This window comes from Cellvibrio chitinivorans, from assembly GCF_035117775.1.
In the GTDB taxonomy this organism is placed as follows: domain Bacteria; phylum Pseudomonadota; class Gammaproteobacteria; order Pseudomonadales; family Cellvibrionaceae; genus Cellvibrio; species Cellvibrio chitinivorans.
This window is the reverse complement of the sequence record NZ_JAYKKN010000002.1, coordinates 612,967-633,524: the sequence shown is the minus strand read 5'-3', so window position 1 is coordinate 633,524 and position 20,558 is coordinate 612,967. Positions and strand designations below refer to the sequence as shown.

Sequence of the window (20,558 nt, the reverse complement as noted above, 5' to 3'; positions counted from 1 at the left end):
GCATCGTATTTATTTCGCCAAAGAGCCGACAATTTTTAATACTGCGGAAGTCAAGGAGCTCAACTCATCTTTGCTAATGATGAATGGCGGCATCAAATAAATCACATTGCCGAATGGGCGAATCCAAACGCCTGCTTCAATAAATTGCGGCATGACTTTACTGACATCGACCGGTTTTTCTAGCTCGACTACACCAATCGCTCCCAGAACCCGCACATCCGTCACGTAAGAAAAATCTTTGCAGGGGGTTAGCTCAGTAAGTAGTTGTTGACTGATGGCAGCGACTGAATTTTTCCAGTCGGATTTCAACAGCAACTCGATACTGGCATTGGCGACGGCGCAGGCTAATGGGTTTGCCATGTAAGTTGGGCCGTGCATGAATACGCCTTTGTCACTGTTGCAAATGCCATTGCTGACTTTGTCGTTGCAGAGTGTGGCGGCGAGGGTGATGTAACCTGCAGTCAGGGCTTTGCCGATGCACATAATGTCCGGGCTAATTCCTGCGTATTCACACGCAAATAATTTGCCGGTGCGGCCAAAACCTGTAGCGATTTCATCAACAATTAGCAGAATTTCGTGCTTATCGCACAGCTCGCGCACGCGCCGTAAATATTCGGGTGAATAAAAATGCATGCCGCCTGCACCTTGCACAATCGGCTCAAGAATAACGGCTGCGATTTTTTGGCGATGCTGTTGAATCAGTTGTGCAAATTTGGCGATATGCGTTTCTTGAAACGGCTCATCAAATTTACAGGTCGGCGCTTCCGCAAACAGGTGATGCGAAAGTGCGTGATGAAATAAATGATGCATCCCTGAATGAGGGTCGCACACGGCCATAGCGCCAAAGGTATCGCCGTGGTAACCGCGTTTTAAGGTCAGAAAGGTAGTGCGTTGCGATTGACCCTGTGCGTGCCAGTATTGCATCGCCATTTTGAGTGCAACTTCAACAGCGACTGAACCTGAGTCGGAATAGAAAACTTTATTCAATCCTTCTGGTGTAATTTCAGCAAGAGTACTGGCGAGTTTTACCGCAGGTTCATGGGTAATGCCGGCAAACATAACGTGCGACATTTTCCCGACCTGATCAATCACTGCTTGATTCAATACCGGATGATTGTAGCCGTGCAAAGTGCTCCACCAGGAGGACATGCCATCGATTAATACTTTGCCATCGGCTAAATGGAGTTTCGCTCCCTGTGCATGACTCACGGGTGTAACCATGCCGGGGTTGGTAAATGAGGTGTAAGGATGCCACACGTGGGCGCGGTCCAACTGCAGTAATTCCTGCGCCGTCATCTTGGGGGTATCAGTCATTGGAGTTCCACTGTCTTCGTACAAATTTAAAAGTGTTCGCCCCAAGCTTAGCGAAATTTTTGGTAAAAATCTGAATCAATTTCGCTAAAGGGGAATCACTAATTAAATCTGACGATCAGATCCAACTGCTTGTGGGACAGGCGATCCATCTCACTATTTAGGCCGTCGGCGATGCTGACTTCCTGTTGGGTTTGGTCTGAAATCTGTGCAATCGATTGGGTATTGCGTTCGATTTCCATCGCCATAGAAGATTGCTCTTCAGCAGCGGCAGCGATCTGATGAGACATTTGGTCAATGGCATTAACTGAATTGGAGATAGCATCCAATGCAGTGCGAACATTGCCCATTTCGCTCACGCTACGATCGGCCATGTCCAAGCAATTTTTCATGTTGAGGCTTGCATCATCAGTAGCTTTGCCGAGGTTGGCGATAATCTGTTGAATATCGCCGGTAGATTCCTGTGTGCGTTGCGCCAGTGAGCGCACTTCATCGGCCACTACCGCAAAACCGCGCCCTTGTTCACCGGCGCGCGCTGCTTCAATAGCGGCATTGAGTGCAAGCAAATTGGTTTGTTCGGCAATGCCGCGAATCACATCTACGACATTGGCGATTTTGCTGCTGTCTTCGCTGAGTTTATTGAGCACGCCGCCTAGGTCACCAACGGTTTGCGATAAATCATCAATCGCTTTACGCGCACCTTCAATAACCTGATTGCCTTTATCGACTTCACCGATAGCCGCTCCGGTCGCAATCGAAGTTTGGTTTGCGCCGCTGGCAACTTCCTGAACGGCAATCGCCATTTGCTGCATGGCAGTCGCTACGCCAGCCGTTTCCTGTTGTTGTGAATTCATGCCTTCGTAGGTTTTGCGCGCTTGTTGACGTGCTACGCCGGCTTTTTGTTGCAACTCTTTTGCCGATTCGCCGAAACGCCCAAGGGCCGTACGCAAGCGTGACTTGATTGCATGTTGTGCCAGTTCGATTTCGCCCATCGCATCGCAGCGTCCGGTATAAATGTAGGCAGCGAAAGGATCATTAATAGTGCTGCGCGCTTCTTGCAGTGCTTGGGCGATACGACCTTGCTGCAATACCTGATTTGCGCCGCCAATAATCAGTGCGATTACAACCGCAGCGATAACGGATGAAGTTGAAGGGCTAGCAATAATTCCTGTGGCGATGAGCAATAAAATCCCGCTAATAAATGCAATCGATAGGCTGCTGCCAAATTGGCTCCAAAGCTTTTCGGCTGTGGAATAGGGCGATTTACCTTGGTTCAAGCGATCATAGACACGCTCTGCACGGCGAACTACATCTGCATCGGCTTTGGTGCGCACCGATTCATAACCATAAATCTGGCCGTTCTGGCGCAATGGAGTGATATAGGCATCTACCCAATAATGGTCACCGGATTTGCAGCGGTTTTTAACAATACCCATCCAGGGCTGGCCAGCTTTTAATGCGCTCCACAACATGCCAAAAGCGGCGGGTGGCATTTGCGGGTGACGTAAAATGTTATGGGGTTGATTTAATAGCTCTTCACGACTGTAGCCGGAGATTCGGCAAAAAGTATCGTTACAAAATTCAATATCGCCACGCAGATTGGACGAAGACACAATTTCGTCGTGATTGGTTAAATGAACTTCTCTGCCGGTGATATTGCCGTTATTGCGCATAACTGAATTCCTGAAAACGTGGTTCCCGATAAATCGATATTTTGCCGATCTTTTATTCGCAGTGTTTTGTTGTAAAACAAATAAGGTGTAAACAGATCGTCGTGCTGAATGCCAGACGAGACGTGCAGGCTCAGTGTTTCAAGCCTAGATCAATATGAGTAAATCTCTAGGCTATTAGCACTACTTAATTATCAGGCGGCTTTGGCTCGGATGCTTTGGGGTGCAAGGCTCTCGTTGCTTGCGAGTTGGGTTTCGCGCAGAAATCGGGCCAGCGCAACGCGCGTACTTTCCTCCAGCTCGATAAATTCAATACTGATCTGGGTGTGGCGATAAGGGCGGCGGCCAAGGCGAAATGCACAGATACGCGCGCGACAGCGAATTTTTAATTCATCGCTAATATCCACTTCGCACAATGGCAAGAGCGCTCCGTGGCGCAGGTAGGGCAACAAATTGCCCGCAACCATCAACCGTAGGCCGCCAGTTGAAATATCCTGCAAGGTACCGTAACTGGGTTCTTGCCCCAGCGTGCGAATTTTGACCGAGAGGGGCGATTGATGGCCAACCACATAACGCGGCGCACTGCGTCTGGGTGTGTAGTAGGCAAATGAGGGTAGAGTAATGGCAAAACCTGCAACATTGTAGGTCGAGCCCAGCGCGACAATCGCCTCAGTGATCACAAGCTGCTCGCCGTTGCGATGATGGCGCAGGGTGATTTCATCGCCCACTTCCAGCATCAACTGCTGTGGAAAGAGATCGTCCAGCCAGAGCAGTCCACGTTCAATATCAACGGCAATAATCATGCTTTGGTAAACGCGGCTGGCGCCGGTAATTTTTATTTCCAGCAGTTGGCGTTGGTCTTCCAATTCGGCAAGTGCAAGGTATTCCGCTGGTATGGCTCTCAGCGGCGAAGTGTCGCCAGCTTCAGACGTGGCGCTATCGGCAGTATTGGGCTTTGATGAGTGCACACCTTTTTTAAACAGTCTGTCGAATAGCGACATTACTAGCTCCTCGCGGCAAAAATTCTCCCCTTGTGCTGATTTCAGCTGGGACTAAAAGGATAAGAGCAAGCCTTATGCCAGATGTGTATAAGCCCTGCGGCTCAAGGTGAGTTGAAATAGTTGCTGTAGTTTCAAACAGTTAGCGGCTATTTGCTGGACCAAAAAACGGCAAATCCTTGCCGTGCGCAGGTGATTCATTTCAAGTTGCGCGCAAAATCCGTACAATGCGCCGCTCGCTGGTTTGTCGCCTGCGGATTTACTTTTCTGTATGAGTTTTGAGTCCATGAAAGAGTTACACGAACGCAAAGATCGTCTCGAATTTAACAAGCTGCAGAAGCGCTTGCGCCGCCTGACCGGCTCAGCCATTGTCGATTACAACATGATCGAAGATGGCGACAAGGTGATGGTGTGCCTCTCGGGCGGTAAGGACTCCTACACCATGCTGGATATTCTGATGAGCCTGCAAAAGACTGCGCCTATCTCGTTTGAGTTGGTGGCGGTCAATATGGATCAGAAACAGCCTGGCTTTCCTGAACACATATTGCCCCAGTATTTAGCGCAGGTTGGGGTGCCTTATCACATCATCGAGCGCGACACTTACAGCATTGTTAAAGACGTTGTTCCTGAAGGAAAAACGACTTGCGGCTTATGTTCACGCTTGCGTCGCGGTACGCTCTATGGTTTTGCCGATGAGATCGGTGCGACCAAAATTGCACTCGGTCATCACCGCGACGATATTATCGAAACCCTGTTCTTGAATATGTTCTTCGGCGGCAAATTAAAAGCCATGCCGCCCAAGCTGCTGTCTGATGACAAACGCAATATCGTGATTCGCCCGCTGAGCTATTGCGCAGAGGAAGACATTGCCCGTTTTGCAGAGATGAAAGGCTTCCCGATCATTCCGTGCAACCTCTGCGGTTCGCAAGAAAACCTGCAGCGTCAGGTAGTGAAAGACATGCTGCAGCAGTGGGAGCGCCAATTCCCCGGTCGCACCGAAACCATCTTCTCTGCCATCCGCAATGCTCAGCCATCACAACTGGCAGATTTAAATTTGTTCGACTTTGTGAATCTGAAAATCAATAAAGATGCACCTATAGGTGAAGATGAATCCGACGCCTGTGGAATTACCCCGGTAGTGAACCGCGCCGATAGCGGTGTGCAGTATGTGGATGTGCTGGATATTCACTAACGTCATTTTCTGCTGTAAGTCACTCATTCAAAGGCTGCTTTTTGCAGCCTTTGTTGTTTTTGGTTGTCTCGTTTGTGTTGAGTGTTTTTCATTCATCCCGTTAAAAGCGAGATGGCTATACTCCAGATTATGAAGGTTAAATTGGGGAGGGAATAAATATGCGTATTGGAATTCCTAAGGAAATCAAAGCCGGCGAAAATCGTGTTGCATTAACTCCGGCAGGGGCGGCGGAATTGGTTCAGCGTGGCCATCAGGTTTATGTGATGCGTGGGGCGGGTGTGGCGGCGGGGTTTAGCGATGTTCGCTATCAGCAAGCGGGTGCATTGATCCTCGATTCTTTGGCGGAGGTTTATTCCATCGCCGACATGATTGTGAAAGTCAAAGAACCGCAACCAGAAGAATACAGCTTGCTGCGCAGCGATCAGATTTTGTTTACCTATCTCCATTTGGCCGCGGACCCTGTTTTGACCGAAGCTTTATTAGCGTCCGGCTCAACCTGTATCGCCTACGAAACCTTAACTGATGCGCAGGGTCGGCTGCCGCTGCTTGCGCCTATGTCTGAAATTGCCGGGCGTATGGCGGTGCAGGCGGGGGCGCATCATTTGGAAATGGCGCAGGGCGGCAAAGGCGTGTTACTGGGAGGAATTCCCGGTGTTGCGCCTGCGAATGTATTGATCTTGGGTGGTGGCGTTGTGGGAGCAAATGCTGCGGCTATGGCGGTCGGTATGGGTGCTCAGGTGCACATCATGGATAAATCCCTCGTGCGTTTACGTCAATTGGATGATCTGTGGCGCGGGCGAGTGGTGTGTGAATACGCGACCCAAGAGCGTATCGAGTCAGTCGCGCTGCGGGCTGATTTGATTATTGGCAGTGTATTAATTGCCGGAGCCAGTGCGCCTAGATTGCTGAGCAGGGCAGTTATCGCACAAATGGAGGAGGGGAGTGTGTTGGTTGATGTGGCGATTGATCAGGGTGGATGTTTTGAAACCTCCCGTGCGACGACGCATCAGCATCCAACCTATATAGAGGAAGGTGTAATCCATTATTGCGTCGCCAATATTCCCAGCGCCGTTGGGCGAACAGCGACCTTGGGGCTTACCAATGCGACCTTGGCTTATATATTGCGCTTGGCTGATGCAGGGTTGGAGGCTTTTCAAGCGGATGCTGGTCTGCTGGCCGGCCTGAATATTCACCGCGGATTGCTTACCCAAATGGGGGTTGCCGAGACCTTTTCTATGGCGTTTACCGATCCCACCAAATTGTTATCGGCGGGCGAATTTTCCTATAGAAAATAACACTATAGATTTAGGTGACAGAGATCATATTGTTCTATACTCAGACCAAATTGCCTCAAATTGAGTGATTTGAAGAAAGCTTTGCGTAAGTTTGAGCAATAACCATCCCTATAAATAACCGAATAGCGTCCGCCGGAAACCCTAGGTCAATGAGAGACAAAGCGCCTTCTTTCTTTAATGGCATTTCCTTCCAGCTTGCCAAGATCGGCATTATTCTGGCGTTTGTTCTGAGCTTTTTGTTGAGTTCGGTGCAGTTATATTTGGATTTTTTGAATCAGGAAAAAGAACTCAAAACACTGATCGACCGGGTTATTCAAGTCGCCACGCCTCCCGCCGTCCGCTCTGTATCAACTCTTGATGATGAGCTTTCCTACGAAGTAGTAAACGGGCTGCTGCGTTATGGCTTTATTTATGAAGTCGTGATTTACGACGATACCGGCAATGTGCTTGCCCAAGGCAGTAGTACACGCCCGGAAGTCCAAACCCGCTGGCTCACCAGTAAGATCACCGACAACACGCGCGAATACACGGCCAACTTATTATTGCCCGGTTATAGCGATGGCACCTCGGGCAGTATTCGTTTTTCTGTCGATATGGATTTGGCGCTGGAAGGATTTTATAGCCGCTCCAAAACCGCGTTATTGACAGGATTGTTGCGCAACATGTTTTTGGTATTGTTATTGTTTGTGGTTTTTTATTACACGCTTACTAAACCGCTGGTTCGCCTGTCGCGCGAAATTAATAACATCAATCCTGATCATCCTGGTGTAAATCGCCTCACTCAGTTGCCCAGTAAGCGTAAAGATGAACTCTCACAACTTATCGCCAGCTCCAATCAATTGTTGGATGTTGTGGAGCTTTCACTGGCCAAGCGTCGTGCCGTTGAATTAGCTTTGCGTAAAAGTGAGGAGCATTTGCGCCAGATTATTGATCATCTTCCTGTAATGATCGGTGCACGCAACATTGCAGGATATTACTTGTTTGCCAACAAAGCGCTCGCCAATGAGCTGGGATATACCCCGGAGCAGATGCGCAATTTACATGTACGTCAGCTGCTCAAAAATTCCATCTTCGATATAGATACCATGCTGCAAAATGATTATCGTGTAATTCGCGGTAACGAAGAGTTGGATGTGATCGAGGAGCGATTTATCACTTCAACTGGCAAGCAACTTTTTTTGCAGACTCACATAATGCCGCTTGCTTTTTACGATGAAAAAGTTGCGTTGATTGTATCGGTGGATATTACCGAGCGTAAAAATGCTCAAGCCAAAATGGAATTTATGGCTCACCACGATGCACTCACTGGCTTGCCTAATCGCCTGCAATTGGTAGAGCGCCTTGAGCATGAACTGCGCAGAGCAGAGCGCCACGGTTATTTTGGTGCGGTGTTGTTTATCGATTTGGATCAATTCAAAACCATCAACGATTCACTCGGCCATCCGGTGGGCGACAAAGTATTGGAAGTTGTTGCAACGCGATTGCAGCAATCTGTGCGTGAAGAGGATTTGGTTGCTCGCTTAAGTGGCGATGAGTTTGTGGTTGTGCTCACGGTGCTTGATCAAAATATTGAAACTGCCGCCTTGCGTGCAGGTGAGATCAGCGAAAAAATTCGCTCGATTATTTCCCAGCCTTACATGTACGACAATATGGAACTGCGCGTGACCTGTAGTGTGGGCGTAGTGGTTTATCCGGAAAAAAATAATTCTGTGCACGAACTTTTACGTTATGCCGATACGGCTATGTATCAAGTAAAAGAAAAAGGGCGCGATTCCATTGAATTCTTTAATGAAGAAATGGCCGATAAGGTTAGCCGTCAATTAACGATGGAAGGCGATTTGCACCGCGCTTTGGATGAATCCCAATTTGAACTTTATTATCAGCCCAAGATTGATATTGCCAGTGGTCGCGTAGTAGGTGCTGAAGCGTTATTACGTTGGAATCATCCGGTTAAAGGCATGGTGCCGCCGGTTGAATTTATTCCTGTGCTGGAAACCTCGGGGATGATTATCGACGTAGGGCAGTGGGTGTTGGATGAAGCCTGCAAGACGCTGGTCAAATGGGATCAGTCGGGCTTGTGGAAGTCAGGTATGACGATGAGTATTAATATCAGCCCGCGTCAGTTCCGCCGCGCTGCATTTGTGGATGATGTATTGGCAACGCTGGATAAATATCCGATTCCAGCAGCATCACTTGATATGGAAGTTACCGAGGGGATACTTATTCAGCGTGTTGATGATGCAATTGTCACCATGACAACATTGAGTGAACGCGGTATTAGTTTCTCGCTGGACGATTTCGGTACCGGATATTCATCGATCAGCTATCTTAAACAATTGCCAGTAAGCACCTTAAAAATCGATAAAGGATTTGTGCGCGATATTATTGAAGACCGCAATGATCGGGTATTGGTTGAAACCATCATTACGATGGGGCGCTTGCTGGATATGAAGTTGGTTGCAGAAGGTGTTGAACAGGCAGAACAGTTGGCGATTTTGAAATCGTTTGGTTGCGATTATTACCAAGGGTTTTTATCGAGTCAGGCTGTAGCAGTAGCTGAATTTGAAACCATTCTGGCCAATGAAATACAGGCAAGTGAAGTTTAAGCGCACTTGCCCGTATAACTTTTTAAAAGCGCTTTTAAAAATATCTCTTAAAACTATCGCCTCTAAAACAAGCGCCCTAATAAATAAGGGATTGCTGTTTCTACGCGCATAATGCGCTCGCCTAGATGCACCGCTTCAAATCCGCATTTTTCCAACAAATCAATTTCGTATGGAATAAATCCGCCTTCGGGGCCAACTGCCAGCGTCAGTGAGTAATCTATCTGAGTAGGGCAAGCAATGGGAGTGTAAGGATGAGCGACTAATGCACGCGTGTTGGCAATAATCGCAGGTAATCCATCTTCAACAAAAGGTTTGAAACGTTTGTGTAAGTGCACGCGCGGTAATTGCGTATCGCACCCCTGTTCCAGCCCTAGAATTAACTGATCGTAAATACTTTGTTCTTCCAGAAACGGTGTCTGCCAATAACTTTTTTCTACACGATACGAATTGATCAAGTGCAATTCTTTCACACCGAGTGTGGCGATAGTTTGCAAAATACGACGCATCATTTTTGGTCGAGGTAAACCAAGCACCAAGGTCAGTGGCAGTGGTTTCGGTGGCGCTTGCTGCAATTCAATATCCAGATAAATAGCATCATCATGCATGTCGGTAATCAATCCGCTACCGAGACTGCCGTTGATCAATCCAATTTTTAATTTGTCGCCCAAGGTCGCGCCATGTACTTGTTTGATGTGCTCAAGCTGGCGCGGATTTTTGATACAAGCGCGATTATCGGAAAGTAAGTCAACGGGCGATAATAAAATGATGTTCATAATAGAGCGGTAAAGTAAGCGGATAGGTGAGTATTAGAGCATGGCTATTATTATCTGCCTAATATTTTTAGTCGGGCATTTTCAGTTGGTTTTTTTCAATTGGAATTTTTCAGTTGGGCTTTTTTCAGGAGTAGCAGAATGAAAGAAATTGAAACGCTGGACACCAAGCAGGTTTATAAAAATAAATGGATGACGATACGAGAGGACAAAATCAAACGAGCGAGTGGTGCTGAAGGTATTTTTGGTGTAGTTGAAAAGCCGGATTTTGTGGTGATCTTGCCGGTACATGAGGGTTTTATTCATATTGTTGAGCAATACCGCTACCCGGTTGAAGGGCGATTTTGGGAGTTGCCGCAAGGATCATGGGAGGAAAATGCTGAGGCCGATCACTTATTGGTAGCGGCAGGTGAACTGCGGGAAGAAACAGGTTTAGTTGCAAATCGCATGACGTATCTTGGTCATCAATTTCTGGCTTATGGTTACTCCACGCAGGGCTACCACATTTATTTGGCAACAGAGTTGGAGCTTGATTCGATGCAATTGGATGCAGAAGAGGAGGGATTAATTTCCAAACGCGTCAGTATCGAAGAGTTTGAAACAATGATTTTATCTGGCGAGATAAAAGATGCGACCAGCGTTAATGCTTATGGCATCGCCAAATTGAAGGGCTTTATTAAGGGGATCGAGTAGTTTTTTGATAGCCGTGCAATGGCGTCCCTGGAGGGATTCTAACCCCCGACCTGACTCTTAGGAGGAGCCCGCTCTATACAGCTGAGCTACAGGGACTTTTGCATGGGGTAGCATTATATGCAAATTTGCTTATAAGTAATTAGTTTGTTGTGTCTCATATGAGTCAATCCACCGTTTTATTTACGGATATTTATGATTTTGCTTGTATACAAGAGTGCAAGTAGACATTAAGATGCCCAAGCGGATCGGAATCACGGCCGTTTAGTAAAAGACATCTATAAAAATACATAGCAGGATTTCTTATGACTCCGAAATACACTCTCCCTACATTTCAGATAAGTTTACTTAGCCTGGCCATGGCAGCGGCTACTGGCGCCCATGCACAAGACGAAAATCCACTGGTTGAAGAGGTCGTAGTAACTGGTTACCGCGCCAGCTTACAAAGTGCGTTAGATACCAAACGTGACTCTAACGGTGTGGTGGACGCAATCAGCTCCGAAGAAATCGGTAAATTCCCCGATACCAACCTTGCAGAATCGCTACAGCGCATCACCGGTGTGTCGATTGACCGTAGCGGTGGCGAAGGGCGTCAAATCACGGTTCGCGGGCTAGGGCCGCAGTTCAACACTGTGTTGCTCAATGGCCGACAAATGCCTAATGCCAATGCTAGCCGCGGGTTCAACTTCGATACCGTTGCGGCCGAAATGGTAAGTGGGGTTGAAGTGTATAAAACCTCAACCGCGACTACTCAATCGGGCGGAATAGGCGCAACGGTTAATGTAAAAACTGCTCGTCCGTTGGATGTGGGAACCAAGCTAACCGGCTCTATCAAAGGTATGAACGAAACCAATGTTGATGGAATAACACCGTCTGTATCAGGCCTTTTCAGCACTACCTTTAACGACATCTTTGGCGTTCTTGCTGCGGTGAGTTATCAGGAGCGTGAGTATAAAAGTGATGCTGCCGAGCAGCGCCGTTGGGATTGGCGCTCACGTCGCCCAGCCTCCTTGGGCTCCTACCTGCAATTGCCTGATGCTAATGGCAATCTTCAGAATGTCGATTTTTATCCAACCCAAACTGTTATTCGCCGTCAGGAGTTCGACCGCGAGCGTTTAAACGGTAGTCTGGTTTTCCAGTATCAACCTGCTGATAACTTTACCTTGACTGTGGATGCGCAATACTCTGACTTGCAGCAAGAGGGTATGGAGTACGAAAGTGCGGCATGGTATGGCTACGGCAATAACGAACAATATGAAATTGATGACAATGGCACCATCATCAACCGCACTGTAACCAATGCTGGTTTGGACTTTTTTGTTAATAATCCTGAAACTCAGGAAGTTGGTTTGACTACCGGTATTGAAGCGAACTGGGATATCACAGACTCATCCAACCTGGTCATTGCCTACAGTCAGTCCACCGCGGAAGCTCAGCCGGATGGACAAAAAAATATCAGTCGCTCAGATGTACAAGCTGCGCCGCTATCCTTCACGTTTGAAGTGCGCGATGACGTTGCCAGCCATTTTTATGACAACGAAGATATCAGTATCGCCAATGCACGTATCTGGCAATACGACGGTTACTCTGATCCGCGCAAAGATGAAATCGATCAGGCTCGCCTTGATTACACCTTCACTCAAGATACTTTCACCATAAAAGCTGGCGCGATGTTTACCGACCAGACCAAGACCATCCAGCAGTACACAACAACGCTCGGTGGTAGTTTGCAAGGTAAGTACACATTGGTGGGAGCAGATCCGACTACCAGCCTTTTCCGCACTGTGGAAGAAGCCAATGCCGCAGGTTATGAAACTAAAATCATGAATCATGGCGTGCTGGGTGATTTGGCGTATTTCTCGTTTGATCCGCTCGCGTTTAACAGCTGGGTGCAATATGCGCAACAAGACCCGACTGCGACAGACGCGCAGAAAAACCTGAACGCTTCAACATTGGTTTTGCAGCCTAATTGGTCTGTGATTAACGAAGAGACCACCTCGTTTTATGTGGAAGGTACCAAATTCTTCGATCTTAGCGGTCACGATCTGACGCTTGTTGCAGGTGTGCGTTATGAAGATACAAAAATTGCGTCGACGTCTTTGGAGAGAACACTGGTATCGCTGACCCCGCCAGCGGTCGAAGGTGAAAACTATGTGCGCGAATTCACTGAAAGCGTGCCGTTTACCGATGGCGATGGTTACGACGTATTCCTGCCGAACCTTTCGGTTAAATACGACTTGCTGGAAGATGTGACAGTTCGTTTTGCTGCGTCCCGCACCATTACTCGTCCTGAATTGACCGACATGCGTTCATCGCGTGATTTTGGCGATATTCGTGAAGGTCAATCGGGTATTGGTAGTGCCGGTAACCCGAATCTTGAACCGTTTATGTCCGACAACTTTGACCTGTCGGCAGAATGGTACATCAATGATTTTGATTATGTTTCTCTCGCCGCCTTCACAAAATCCATTGATAACTTTGTGGTAACCGAGGCAGCCCCGGAAGTCATTACCGGCGTTATCGACCCGGCAACCGGTCAAGACGTTGTCTATGAAATGCGCCGTCCACGCAACCTCGACACCAAAAAGGTGAGTGGTATTGAGGTTGGCGGGCAGCACATTTTCGGTGACTCTGGTTTCGGCGTAATTGCGAACGCGACTTTTGTGTTTGCTGATCCGGAATACGATTTTGATACACCATTGGGCGAGGTGCCTAAAGCTGATGCCGTTGTTGGTGTAAGTGACTCGGCAAACTTGATCGGCTTCTATGAAAATGGTCCCTTCCAAATTCGTATCGCTTACAACTGGAGAGATTCATTTATTCGAGGCTTCCAATACTATTATTCCAGCACAAGTAATGAGCCTGTTGTAGTGGAAGATTATTCGCAGGTGGATCTCACCGTGAGCTATGACCTGACCGATAACGTCAGCCTTTTCCTTGAGGGGATTAACGTGACCGAAGAGGGTTCACGTATTCACGGCAGGGAAAATAATCATATGTTCTACTCAGGTGAAGGTGTTGGTCGCTATGCGTTGGGTGTGAGAGCAAGCTTCTAATTTTCACCCGCGTTCGTAACAAAAAGGCCATTCTCGTAATGGCCTTTTTGCGTTTAGCTCGCGCTGTACTTTTGGGTGCTGCTTTTCAGCATTTTAATTTTGCCAGATAGTTGTAATGCTTATGAGTGAAGATCACATTACCTCCATTTTAATTGTGGGCGGAGGCGCCGCCGGTTGGTTGACCGCCGGAATTCTTGCGGCTCGCTACGGCCAACAAATTGAAATAACCCTGCTTGAATCAAGTGATGTACCTATTATTGGTGTAGGCGAGGGCAGTTGGCCTTCGTTGCGCAATACATTGCGCGATATGCGAATCGCTGAAGTGGATTTTTTCAGAGAGTGCGATGCTTCCTTTAAGCAAGGCGTGAAGTTTATTGACTGGCGCTCGGACAATGCGCGTGAATTTTTTTATCACCCGTTTTCACTACCGATTGGATTTCTGGAGCGAAATATCGCGGCATGGTGGGCTGCAAATCCATCGACCAATTCTTTTTCAGATGCAGTTTGCACTCAAGAATTGTTATGCGAAAAAAATCGAGCGCCTCGCACGGCTGATGCGGAAGATTACAAATCCCATGTGAACTATGGTTACCATCTGGATGCTGGAAAGTTCGTCACTTTTCTTCGTCGGCACTGCACCCATGTTTTGGGGGTAAAGCATCTGGTAGGAACTATTAATACAGTTCATCAAAACCATTTGGGTATCACTGCAATTGAAACTCTTGATCTGCAGCGTATTGAAGCGGACTTATTTATTGATTGTTCCGGGCTGAAATCGCTGCTGTTGGGTGAAACACTGGGCGCAAAATTTATCGATAAAAGCGACCAGCTTTTTATCGATTCAGCCATCGCTGTACAAGCTCCCTATGAATCCGCTGAATCACCCATTGTTCCTTATACGATTGCTCAAGCTGAGTCAGCTGGTTGGATATGGGATATAGGGCTTTCAAGCCGTAAAGGCATTGGCCATGTGTATTCCAGTCGCCATATGTCGGATGATGATGCCGTTCTCGCGTTGAGCAAGTACGTCGGCAGCGGATTTGAAAAATTATCGCCAAGAAAGTTACAAATTCCGTGTGGGTATCGCGATCAATTTTGGATTAAAAATTGTGTTGCCGTAGGCATGGCGGCAGGTTTTATCGAACCGCTGGAAGCTTCTGCGCTGGTCATGGTGGAGTTGGCTGCTAACTATATCCGTGATCAATTGCCGCAACACAAATCGGTAATGCCGATCGTTGAAAAACGATTTAATGCATTACAAACCTATCGTTGGAATAGCATTGTAGATTTTCTCAAGTTGCACTACCTGCTAAGTGAGCGTGATACCGCTTTTTGGCGAGACAACCGGGACCCGAATACGATTCCTGAGTCGCTAAAAGAATCGATGGAGCTTTGGCGATACCATGTTCCTTACAAAAAAGATTTTTTGTACAAAGAGGAGGTGTTTCCTGCCGCGAGTTACCAATACATTTTGTACGGCATGGGTTTTCAACCACAACTTCAGCATTCCTTTAGTGATAATGAGCGGGCTTTATTTATGCGGCTTATGCAGGAAAATGAGCGGATGAAAAGGGGGTTGTTAGCAATCTTGCCTGACACGCGTTCGCTGTTAAATTCTATTGTCACTAAAGGCTAAACGGTGTGAAAAGCTAGGATGTGTGAAAAACTAAGCGGTGTGGAAAGCTAAGGGGAGCGCTGAGTCCAACGCGCCCCTATTCGTTAAGCCTGTTTAAACTCCATCCATGCACTTTTACTGGTTCCCGCTGGTATATGCCATTGCTCGCCGAGTACCGCACCGCGTTCTACGCAGATATAAAACTGTTCGTTGCCTTCGCCAATATCCGCAATTGTTGCCGCTGCTTCTGCGCCCGGATTCCAGGTGACAACGCTGGGGCAGTTGCTGTGGGTGATTTCAATTGAGGGTGAGCTTTGAATAGTGAGTGAATTTTGGATGTCCGGAAATACGCGATCAACCGGGCCGGGGAAGCTTAAATCGCCAGATTGATGTTTTTCGGCGTGGCCTTCGAAGTTGTCTAAATATTTGCGCTCTGCCAAACCGAGTACACGTACATTTGCCAATGAGCTGATGCGGTGGTAGTTGTGCATCGCCCAGCTGCAATCAAAATCTTCTGTGTCGGTATTGTTGATGGTGAGTTCGAGTTTGGCGCTGTTGCCCAGCACCATGCGCAGCTCGGCGGAAAAATCGTAAGGGAATAGGTCATTGGCATCGCTGACGAACAAAAACTCCAACGCGACAGAACCATCACTCAACTGACGTGCTTCGCCTAACTCCCAAAAACTGTTGCGCGCAAAACCGTGTTTTTGTTTGCTTGGGTCGGCTTTGTTGACGCCAAACCAAGGCAAGCAGAGCGGCACGCCGCCACGCAGTGCAACGCCGGGGGTGAAGTCGCAGTTTGGACTCAGCCAGAGCAATGGATCGCCGTTGGTGGTTTTAAATTCGAGCAAATGTGCGCCTTGTAGGGCGATAACTGCGCTGCACAGCGGGGTCTCTACCACCAATAAAGGCAGACCAGCGCCGGGGGCGTCAGGGTACTGGGCTTTGCTGGTGGTGAGGCGCAAAAAGCTGGATTTGGCGACTAATTGTTCAAGGTTTAGAGTGCTTTGGGCATCGGGTATGGAGATGTGCATAGCGGCTACCATTTATGTGATTAATGCGGGGATTCTATCGAAAAGCCCTGCTGCGAACAGCCAAATTTTTTGGTTTTGTGTGCCCTAAAACAGTATCATGCGCGCCTTTTCGACATTTCTGATCAATTGTAAGCAGGTATTTTAGTGAGTAAGACGCAATTAGCTGGTGGTTTTGTTATAGGTCAACGCTGGATTAGTGAATCCGAGGCGGATTTGGGGTTGGGGATTGTTCTGGATGTCGCCAATCGCCGTTTAACCTTGAGTTTTCCTGCGGCAGGTGAGCGCCGTACCTATGCGATAGATAACGCCCCGGTTAGTCGTGTGAAGTACGAGGTGGGTGAGAAGGTTCGCCATCAGGATGGAACCAAAATCCAGATCACTCGTATTGTTGAGCAAGCTGGCTGCCTGATGTACGTCGGCCTCACTAAAGAGAATGAAGAGTTTTCAATCCCCGAATTCGAGCTGGATAGCTTTGTGCAATTCAGCACCCCGCGCGACCGTTTGTTTGCCGGACAAATCGATAAGCACAATCACTTCACACTGCGCTACCAAACCCTGCATTACCAAAATCAACATCGCCAATCCTCGATGTTCGGCTTAGCTGGGCCGCGTGTGCAGTTGTTGCCGCACCAGTTGTATATCGCGAGCGAAGTATCACAGCGCCATGCGCCGCGCGTTTTGTTGGCAGATGAAGTGGGCTTGGGTAAAACCATCGAAGCCGGTCTGGTGTTGCATCAACAATTAATGAGTGGCCGCGTACAGCGTGCATTGATCGTGGTGCCTGCAAGTTTGCAACATCAATGGCTGGTAGAAATGCTGCGCCGTTTTAATCTTGCATTTACGTTGCTCGATGAAGCGCGCTGCAATGCGTTGGTGGGACTGGATAGTGTTGAAGAATCAATCGATTATGTCGATGACTTTGAAGATGATTTTAAAGAAACTGTCGAACCATCAAGCGATACCAATAACCCGTTTGAAACTGCACAGCTAGTTATTTGCTCGCTGGACTTTTTGACCAAAAATAATTATCGCTACGAACAAGCAGTCGCTGCCGAGTGGGATTTACTGTTGGTCGATGAAGCGCATCACTTACAATGGAGTGAAAAGAAGCCGAGCAAGGCTTACACCTGCATTGAAGGTTTGGCGAAAAAATCCAAAGGTTTATTACTGCTTACCGCAACACCCGAACAGTTGGGTGTGGAAAGCCATTTTGCGCGTTTGCGCTTGCTTGATCCAGATCGCTATTACGATTTGGAAAAATTTATCGCTGAACAAAAAGCCTATCAGCCATTAAACACTTTAGTGCAAGAACTCTTGCAAGAGCGTAGCGATGAAAGTGGAAAAATTTCTGCAAGCTCGGTGAAAGCACTGGGCGATTATTTGCCAAGTGAAACCATTAAAGAGTTGCAAGCACAAGCAGAGAGTCAAAGCTTGGGCGAAGCGATTGATACTGCAATTCATTACTTGTTGGATCGCCATGGCACTGGTCGTGTACTTTTCCGTAACACCCGTAATTCTGTTAGCGGTTTCCCCGAGCGTAAATTACAGGCTCATGCCTTAGAGCTGGAAGATGAAGATTTAATCGCACTACTTGAGCAGCCGTTATCAACACAAATTTGTGCTGAGCAATATTGGCAGCAAAAAACCGAAGCGGATTGGTGGTTGCAAGATCCGCGCGTAACTTGGCTTGCCGAATGGCTGCGTCAACATCGTCGCAAAAAAGTATTGGTGATTTGCGCCAATGCCGACTCTGCACAATCGATTGAAGAATATTTGCGCTTGCGCAAAGGTTTAACTACTGCGGTATTCCATGAAGGTTTGAGCTTGATTGAACGCGACCGTGCAGCAGCTTACTTTGCCGAAGCGGAAGACGGTGCTCAGGTGCTGCTCTGTTCGGAGATCGGTAGTGAAGGGCGCAACTTCCAATTCGCGCAGGATTTGGTGTTGTTTGATTTGCCAACCAATCCGGATTTGTTAGAGCAGCGCATCGGACGTTTGGATCGTATCGGCCAAACGGCGACTGTCAATATTCATGTGCCTTACTACGAAGATACCGCTCAGCAAAAGCTCATGGAGTGGTATCACCAAGGGCTGAACGCATTTGAAAAAACCTGCGCGATAGGGCAGGCAGCCTATGTGAAATTTGCGGAAGCATTATTGCCAGCATTGGTGGGCAATGATGATCAAGACTTTGATCAGTTGCTGGGTGAAACACAAAGTTTCGCCGCTGAATTGGTTGCGCAGTTACAACAGGGGCGTGATCGCTTATTGGAGCTGAACTCCTGTAAACCTGCGCAAGCGGAGGCGCTGGTTGATGCGCTTATCGAAAATGATCTTAGCAGTGCACTACCTGATTATATGGAGCAAGTGTTTGACAGCTTCGGCATCGACCATGAAAAACACAGCGAAAAAAGTTTGGTGTTGCATCCCAGTGATCATATGCGCCTTGAGGAATTTCCTGGACTGCCGGAAGACGGCATGACGATAACTTATGATCGTCGGCAGGCGCTATCGCGTGAAGATATTCAGTTTATGACCTGGGAGCATCCACTGGTGCGCGGTGCGCAGGATTTAATTTCGCTCAGTGAATTTGGTAATACGGCGTTTTGTACATTGAAGTTGCCACCACTCAAGCCGGGCACACTTATGTTGGAAGCCTTGTTTGTATTGCATTGCCCCGCGCCCGCCGAGTTGCAATTGTTCCGTTACATGCCGCAATCACTGTTGCGCGTATTGCTGGATGACAAAGGCAAGGATTTGTCCGCAGTACTTGGTATTACGCAATTGAGTAAGCTGTTGCAAAAAGTGCCGCGTAACAATGCGCAGGACTTGGTACGTCACGCCCGCCCAACCTTGACGACTATGGTGCAAAAAGCGGAAGAAATTACGGCGGCAAAACAATCTGAATTGGTTGCTGAAGCGCAAGCGAAAGTGAGTGAGCAATTAAGTGGCGAGCTGGCGCGCATGAAAGCGCTGAAAGAAGTGAACCCGAATGTGCGCCAGGAAGAAATTGATTATTTGCAGCAACGTTTGGCCGCCAGTTTGCACTTCCTTGGGCAAGCAAAAATCCGTTTGGACGCGTTGCGCGTTGTTATGACAATCTAATTCTTAAGGGAGCAAGTGTATGTATATTTTCTCTGCCAATGGCCGCGCGAAAAAAGCCTTCGATGATATTAAAGAAGGTCAAATGGTGCCTTTTATTGTGTACATCAACTTTAAGGATTTATTCGGTGCTGAGCATTTGTGCAAGCTGTATTTAATGCGCGCCGGTTTTGTCGATATCGATATTGAAAACCGCAAACTTGTACCGAGCAATCTCACCAGTGATCCACGCGTAGTTGCTGCCGACAAGGCAATGGCTGAAGCGCTTAAAGATGGTTACATGATTCAAATGTTTGATGAGTAATTTGCAAATCATCTATTGCTGAACTTTTAATCAGCCTGTGAGTCTAGATTTGGTCGCTATTTAATAACCAAATTCAGGCTCACACGTATGTTGGCTGATTTTCCCCTCAAGGAAGTCGATTATTCCTTTCTGCAATCCCAAGTCGGCGACAAGGTTTTGCCCGAACTTGCTGTCACCAAGCGTCAATTTTCCAATGTGTTATTGGTCGCGTTTGTAATTTCTATTGCTGTCCACGCGTTACTGCTAATAATCCAGTTGCGCCATTCCCGTCTCGAAGCTCCGCTACAACAAAGCACTCGATTGTTTGTCGAGTTAAAACAGATTGTTGCTCCACCGATTAAATTAAAAGCGGAGCCAAAGGCGCTTACTGAAGATTCTTCTGTGTCGACAGCGGATGAAAAAAATCTAGTCACTTCTGATGAGTCTGAGGCTATCCAACCAGTATTATCTACTCGCTCTGAGGCGGAGCCTTTAAGAGAAGCCAAAGTTCGTGTAATCCAACCATTAACCACCGATGATCTGCGCGATATTGTGCAAAGTTCGATTGCTGAGCGAGATCAGAGTCCGGCTCCTCCGGGTGATATTGCAGCAAATGTATTTCACCCCGAACTGCGTAAGCGTTTACAAGAAGAGGCAAGCAAACCCAAGTTGAAACGGGTAGAGGATAAGGATGGACTTGAAAGCCATATTGATCCATCGGGTGCAACGATTGTTGATTTGGGTGGGGGTAGATGTTTGCGCTCACCACTAACCAAAGAGGGCGAGGCAAAAAATTGGTTTATGGTGTCCTGCGGCGGAAAAACTGAATCTGAGCAAATGATGGATCGCGTTAATCAGGAAGTGAAAGCGCGCTTTAAATAAAAAAGCCATGACGATTGCCATGGCTTTTTTGGTTTTGAAGCAATCCGATTTAAT

The 20,558-nt window shown here is 47.7% G+C and carries 14 protein-coding genes, 1 tRNA gene and 1 pseudogene; 9 read left to right on the top strand and 7 right to left on the bottom strand.

Annotated elements, in window-relative coordinates:
- Positions 1-9 precede the first annotated feature (9 nt).
- The 4 genes and pseudogenes from bioA to SPL68_RS09410 all read right to left on the bottom strand — a co-directional run bounded on the left by bioA (position 10) and on the right by SPL68_RS09410 (position 3,982).
- Positions 10-1,314 (bottom strand): adenosylmethionine--8-amino-7-oxononanoate transaminase, encoded by a 1,305-nt coding sequence (bioA, locus tag SPL68_RS09420; protein WP_323814845.1) that lies wholly within the window; start codon positions 1,312-1,314, stop codon positions 10-12.
- A gap of 98 nt (positions 1,315-1,412) precedes the next feature.
- Positions 1,413-2,645: a methyl-accepting chemotaxis protein gene (locus SPL68_RS09415; RefSeq protein WP_416377422.1), complete on the bottom strand. Its 1,233-nt coding sequence runs from the start codon at positions 2,643-2,645 to the stop codon at positions 1,413-1,415.
- A 9-nt stretch (positions 2,646-2,654) separates the two neighbouring features.
- Positions 2,655-2,984, bottom strand: a pseudogene (locus tag SPL68_RS18430) (PAS domain-containing protein); the annotation flags it as partial.
- 191 nt (positions 2,985-3,175) lie between these two features.
- Positions 3,176-3,982 carry a flagellar brake protein gene (locus SPL68_RS09410; protein ID WP_323814843.1) on the bottom strand — a complete coding sequence of 269 codons (807 nt, stop codon included), beginning with the start codon at positions 3,980-3,982 and terminating at the stop codon, positions 3,176-3,178.
- 283 nt (positions 3,983-4,265) lie between these two features.
- Between SPL68_RS09410 and ttcA the strand changes: the two genes are divergently transcribed.
- The 3 genes from ttcA (at position 4,266) to SPL68_RS09395 (ending at position 9,072) form a co-directional block, all read left to right on the top strand.
- A complete protein-coding gene (ttcA, locus tag SPL68_RS09405; protein ID WP_323814969.1) occupies positions 4,266-5,171 on the top strand; it encodes a tRNA 2-thiocytidine(32) synthetase TtcA in 906 nt (301 codons plus the stop codon).
- Positions 5,172-5,329: 158 nt separating this feature from the next.
- On the top strand, positions 5,330-6,466 hold the full coding sequence (ald, locus tag SPL68_RS09400) for an alanine dehydrogenase (protein ID WP_323814842.1): 1,137 nt from the start codon (positions 5,330-5,332) through the stop codon (positions 6,464-6,466).
- Between the two features lie 149 nt (positions 6,467-6,615).
- Positions 6,616-9,072, top strand: coding sequence for a putative bifunctional diguanylate cyclase/phosphodiesterase (locus SPL68_RS09395; RefSeq protein WP_323814841.1), 2,457 nt, complete (start codon positions 6,616-6,618; stop codon positions 9,070-9,072).
- A 62-nt stretch (positions 9,073-9,134) separates the two neighbouring features.
- On the opposite strand, the gene SPL68_RS09390 is transcribed toward SPL68_RS09395, so the two are convergent.
- Positions 9,135-9,845, bottom strand: a complete 711-nt coding sequence (locus SPL68_RS09390; protein WP_323814840.1) for a 16S rRNA (uracil(1498)-N(3))-methyltransferase — start codon at positions 9,843-9,845, stop codon at positions 9,135-9,137.
- Positions 9,846-9,983: 138 nt separating this feature from the next.
- Between SPL68_RS09390 and SPL68_RS09385 the strand changes: the two genes are divergently transcribed.
- The gene (locus tag SPL68_RS09385; protein WP_323814839.1) at positions 9,984-10,535 is read left to right on the top strand and encodes an NUDIX hydrolase; all 552 of its coding nucleotides are present in this window, start codon (positions 9,984-9,986) and stop codon (positions 10,533-10,535) included.
- A 19-nt stretch (positions 10,536-10,554) separates the two neighbouring features.
- Here the strand turns inward: SPL68_RS09385 and SPL68_RS09380 are convergent.
- Positions 10,555-10,631 (bottom strand) — tRNA-Arg (locus SPL68_RS09380).
- A gap of 206 nt (positions 10,632-10,837) precedes the next feature.
- Between SPL68_RS09380 and SPL68_RS09375 the strand changes: the two genes are divergently transcribed.
- Positions 10,838-13,588, top strand: coding sequence for a TonB-dependent receptor (locus SPL68_RS09375; RefSeq protein WP_323814838.1), 2,751 nt, complete (start codon positions 10,838-10,840; stop codon positions 13,586-13,588).
- A gap of 121 nt (positions 13,589-13,709) precedes the next feature.
- The gene (locus SPL68_RS09370) at positions 13,710-15,224 is read left to right on the top strand and encodes a tryptophan halogenase family protein (RefSeq protein WP_323814837.1); all 1,515 of its coding nucleotides are present in this window, start codon (positions 13,710-13,712) and stop codon (positions 15,222-15,224) included.
- Between the two features lie 83 nt (positions 15,225-15,307).
- Here SPL68_RS09370 and SPL68_RS09365 read toward each other — a convergent pair whose 3' ends face one another.
- Complete coding sequence (locus SPL68_RS09365; RefSeq protein WP_323814836.1) at positions 15,308-16,237, bottom strand: D-hexose-6-phosphate mutarotase; 930 nt, start codon at positions 16,235-16,237, stop codon at positions 15,308-15,310.
- A 144-nt stretch (positions 16,238-16,381) separates the two neighbouring features.
- Here SPL68_RS09365 and rapA point away from each other — a divergent pair, with 144 nt between their 5' ends.
- The 3 genes from rapA to SPL68_RS09350 all read left to right on the top strand — a co-directional run bounded on the left by rapA (position 16,382) and on the right by SPL68_RS09350 (position 20,504).
- Positions 16,382-19,342 carry an RNA polymerase-associated protein RapA gene (rapA, locus tag SPL68_RS09360; protein ID WP_323814835.1) on the top strand — a complete coding sequence of 987 codons (2,961 nt, stop codon included), beginning with the start codon at positions 16,382-16,384 and terminating at the stop codon, positions 19,340-19,342.
- Between the two features lie 19 nt (positions 19,343-19,361).
- Complete coding sequence (locus SPL68_RS09355; protein WP_323814834.1) at positions 19,362-19,643, top strand: hypothetical protein; 282 nt, start codon at positions 19,362-19,364, stop codon at positions 19,641-19,643.
- Between the two features lie 87 nt (positions 19,644-19,730).
- Complete coding sequence (locus tag SPL68_RS09350) at positions 19,731-20,504, top strand: hypothetical protein (protein ID WP_323814833.1); 774 nt, start codon at positions 19,731-19,733, stop codon at positions 20,502-20,504.
- Positions 20,505-20,558 lie beyond the last annotated feature (54 nt).

Bases quoted from the DNA above. Each gene is read 5' to 3' on its own strand.
- bioA (WP_323814845.1), bottom strand. From the start codon at position 1,314: ATGACTGATACCCCCAAGATGACGGCGCAGGAATTACTGCAGTTGGAC.
- SPL68_RS09410 (WP_323814843.1), bottom strand. From the start codon at position 3,982: ATGTCGCTATTCGACAGACTGTTTAAAAAAGGTGTGCACTCATCAAAG.
- ttcA (WP_323814969.1), top strand. From the start codon at position 4,266: ATGAAAGAGTTACACGAACGCAAAGATCGTCTCGAATTTAACAAGCTG.
- ald (WP_323814842.1), top strand. From the start codon at position 5,330: ATGCGTATTGGAATTCCTAAGGAAATCAAAGCCGGCGAAAATCGTGTT.
- SPL68_RS09395 (WP_323814841.1), top strand. From the start codon at position 6,616: ATGAGAGACAAAGCGCCTTCTTTCTTTAATGGCATTTCCTTCCAGCTT.
- SPL68_RS09390 (WP_323814840.1), bottom strand. From the start codon at position 9,845: ATGAACATCATTTTATTATCGCCCGTTGACTTACTTTCCGATAATCGC.
- SPL68_RS09385 (WP_323814839.1), top strand. From the start codon at position 9,984: ATGAAAGAAATTGAAACGCTGGACACCAAGCAGGTTTATAAAAATAAA.
- SPL68_RS09375 (WP_323814838.1), top strand. From the start codon at position 10,838: ATGACTCCGAAATACACTCTCCCTACATTTCAGATAAGTTTACTTAGC.
- SPL68_RS09370 (WP_323814837.1), top strand. From the start codon at position 13,710: ATGAGTGAAGATCACATTACCTCCATTTTAATTGTGGGCGGAGGCGCC.
- SPL68_RS09365 (WP_323814836.1), bottom strand. From the start codon at position 16,237: ATGCACATCTCCATACCCGATGCCCAAAGCACTCTAAACCTTGAACAA.
- SPL68_RS09355 (WP_323814834.1), top strand. From the start codon at position 19,362: ATGTATATTTTCTCTGCCAATGGCCGCGCGAAAAAAGCCTTCGATGAT.
- SPL68_RS09350 (WP_323814833.1), top strand. From the start codon at position 19,731: ATGTTGGCTGATTTTCCCCTCAAGGAAGTCGATTATTCCTTTCTGCAA.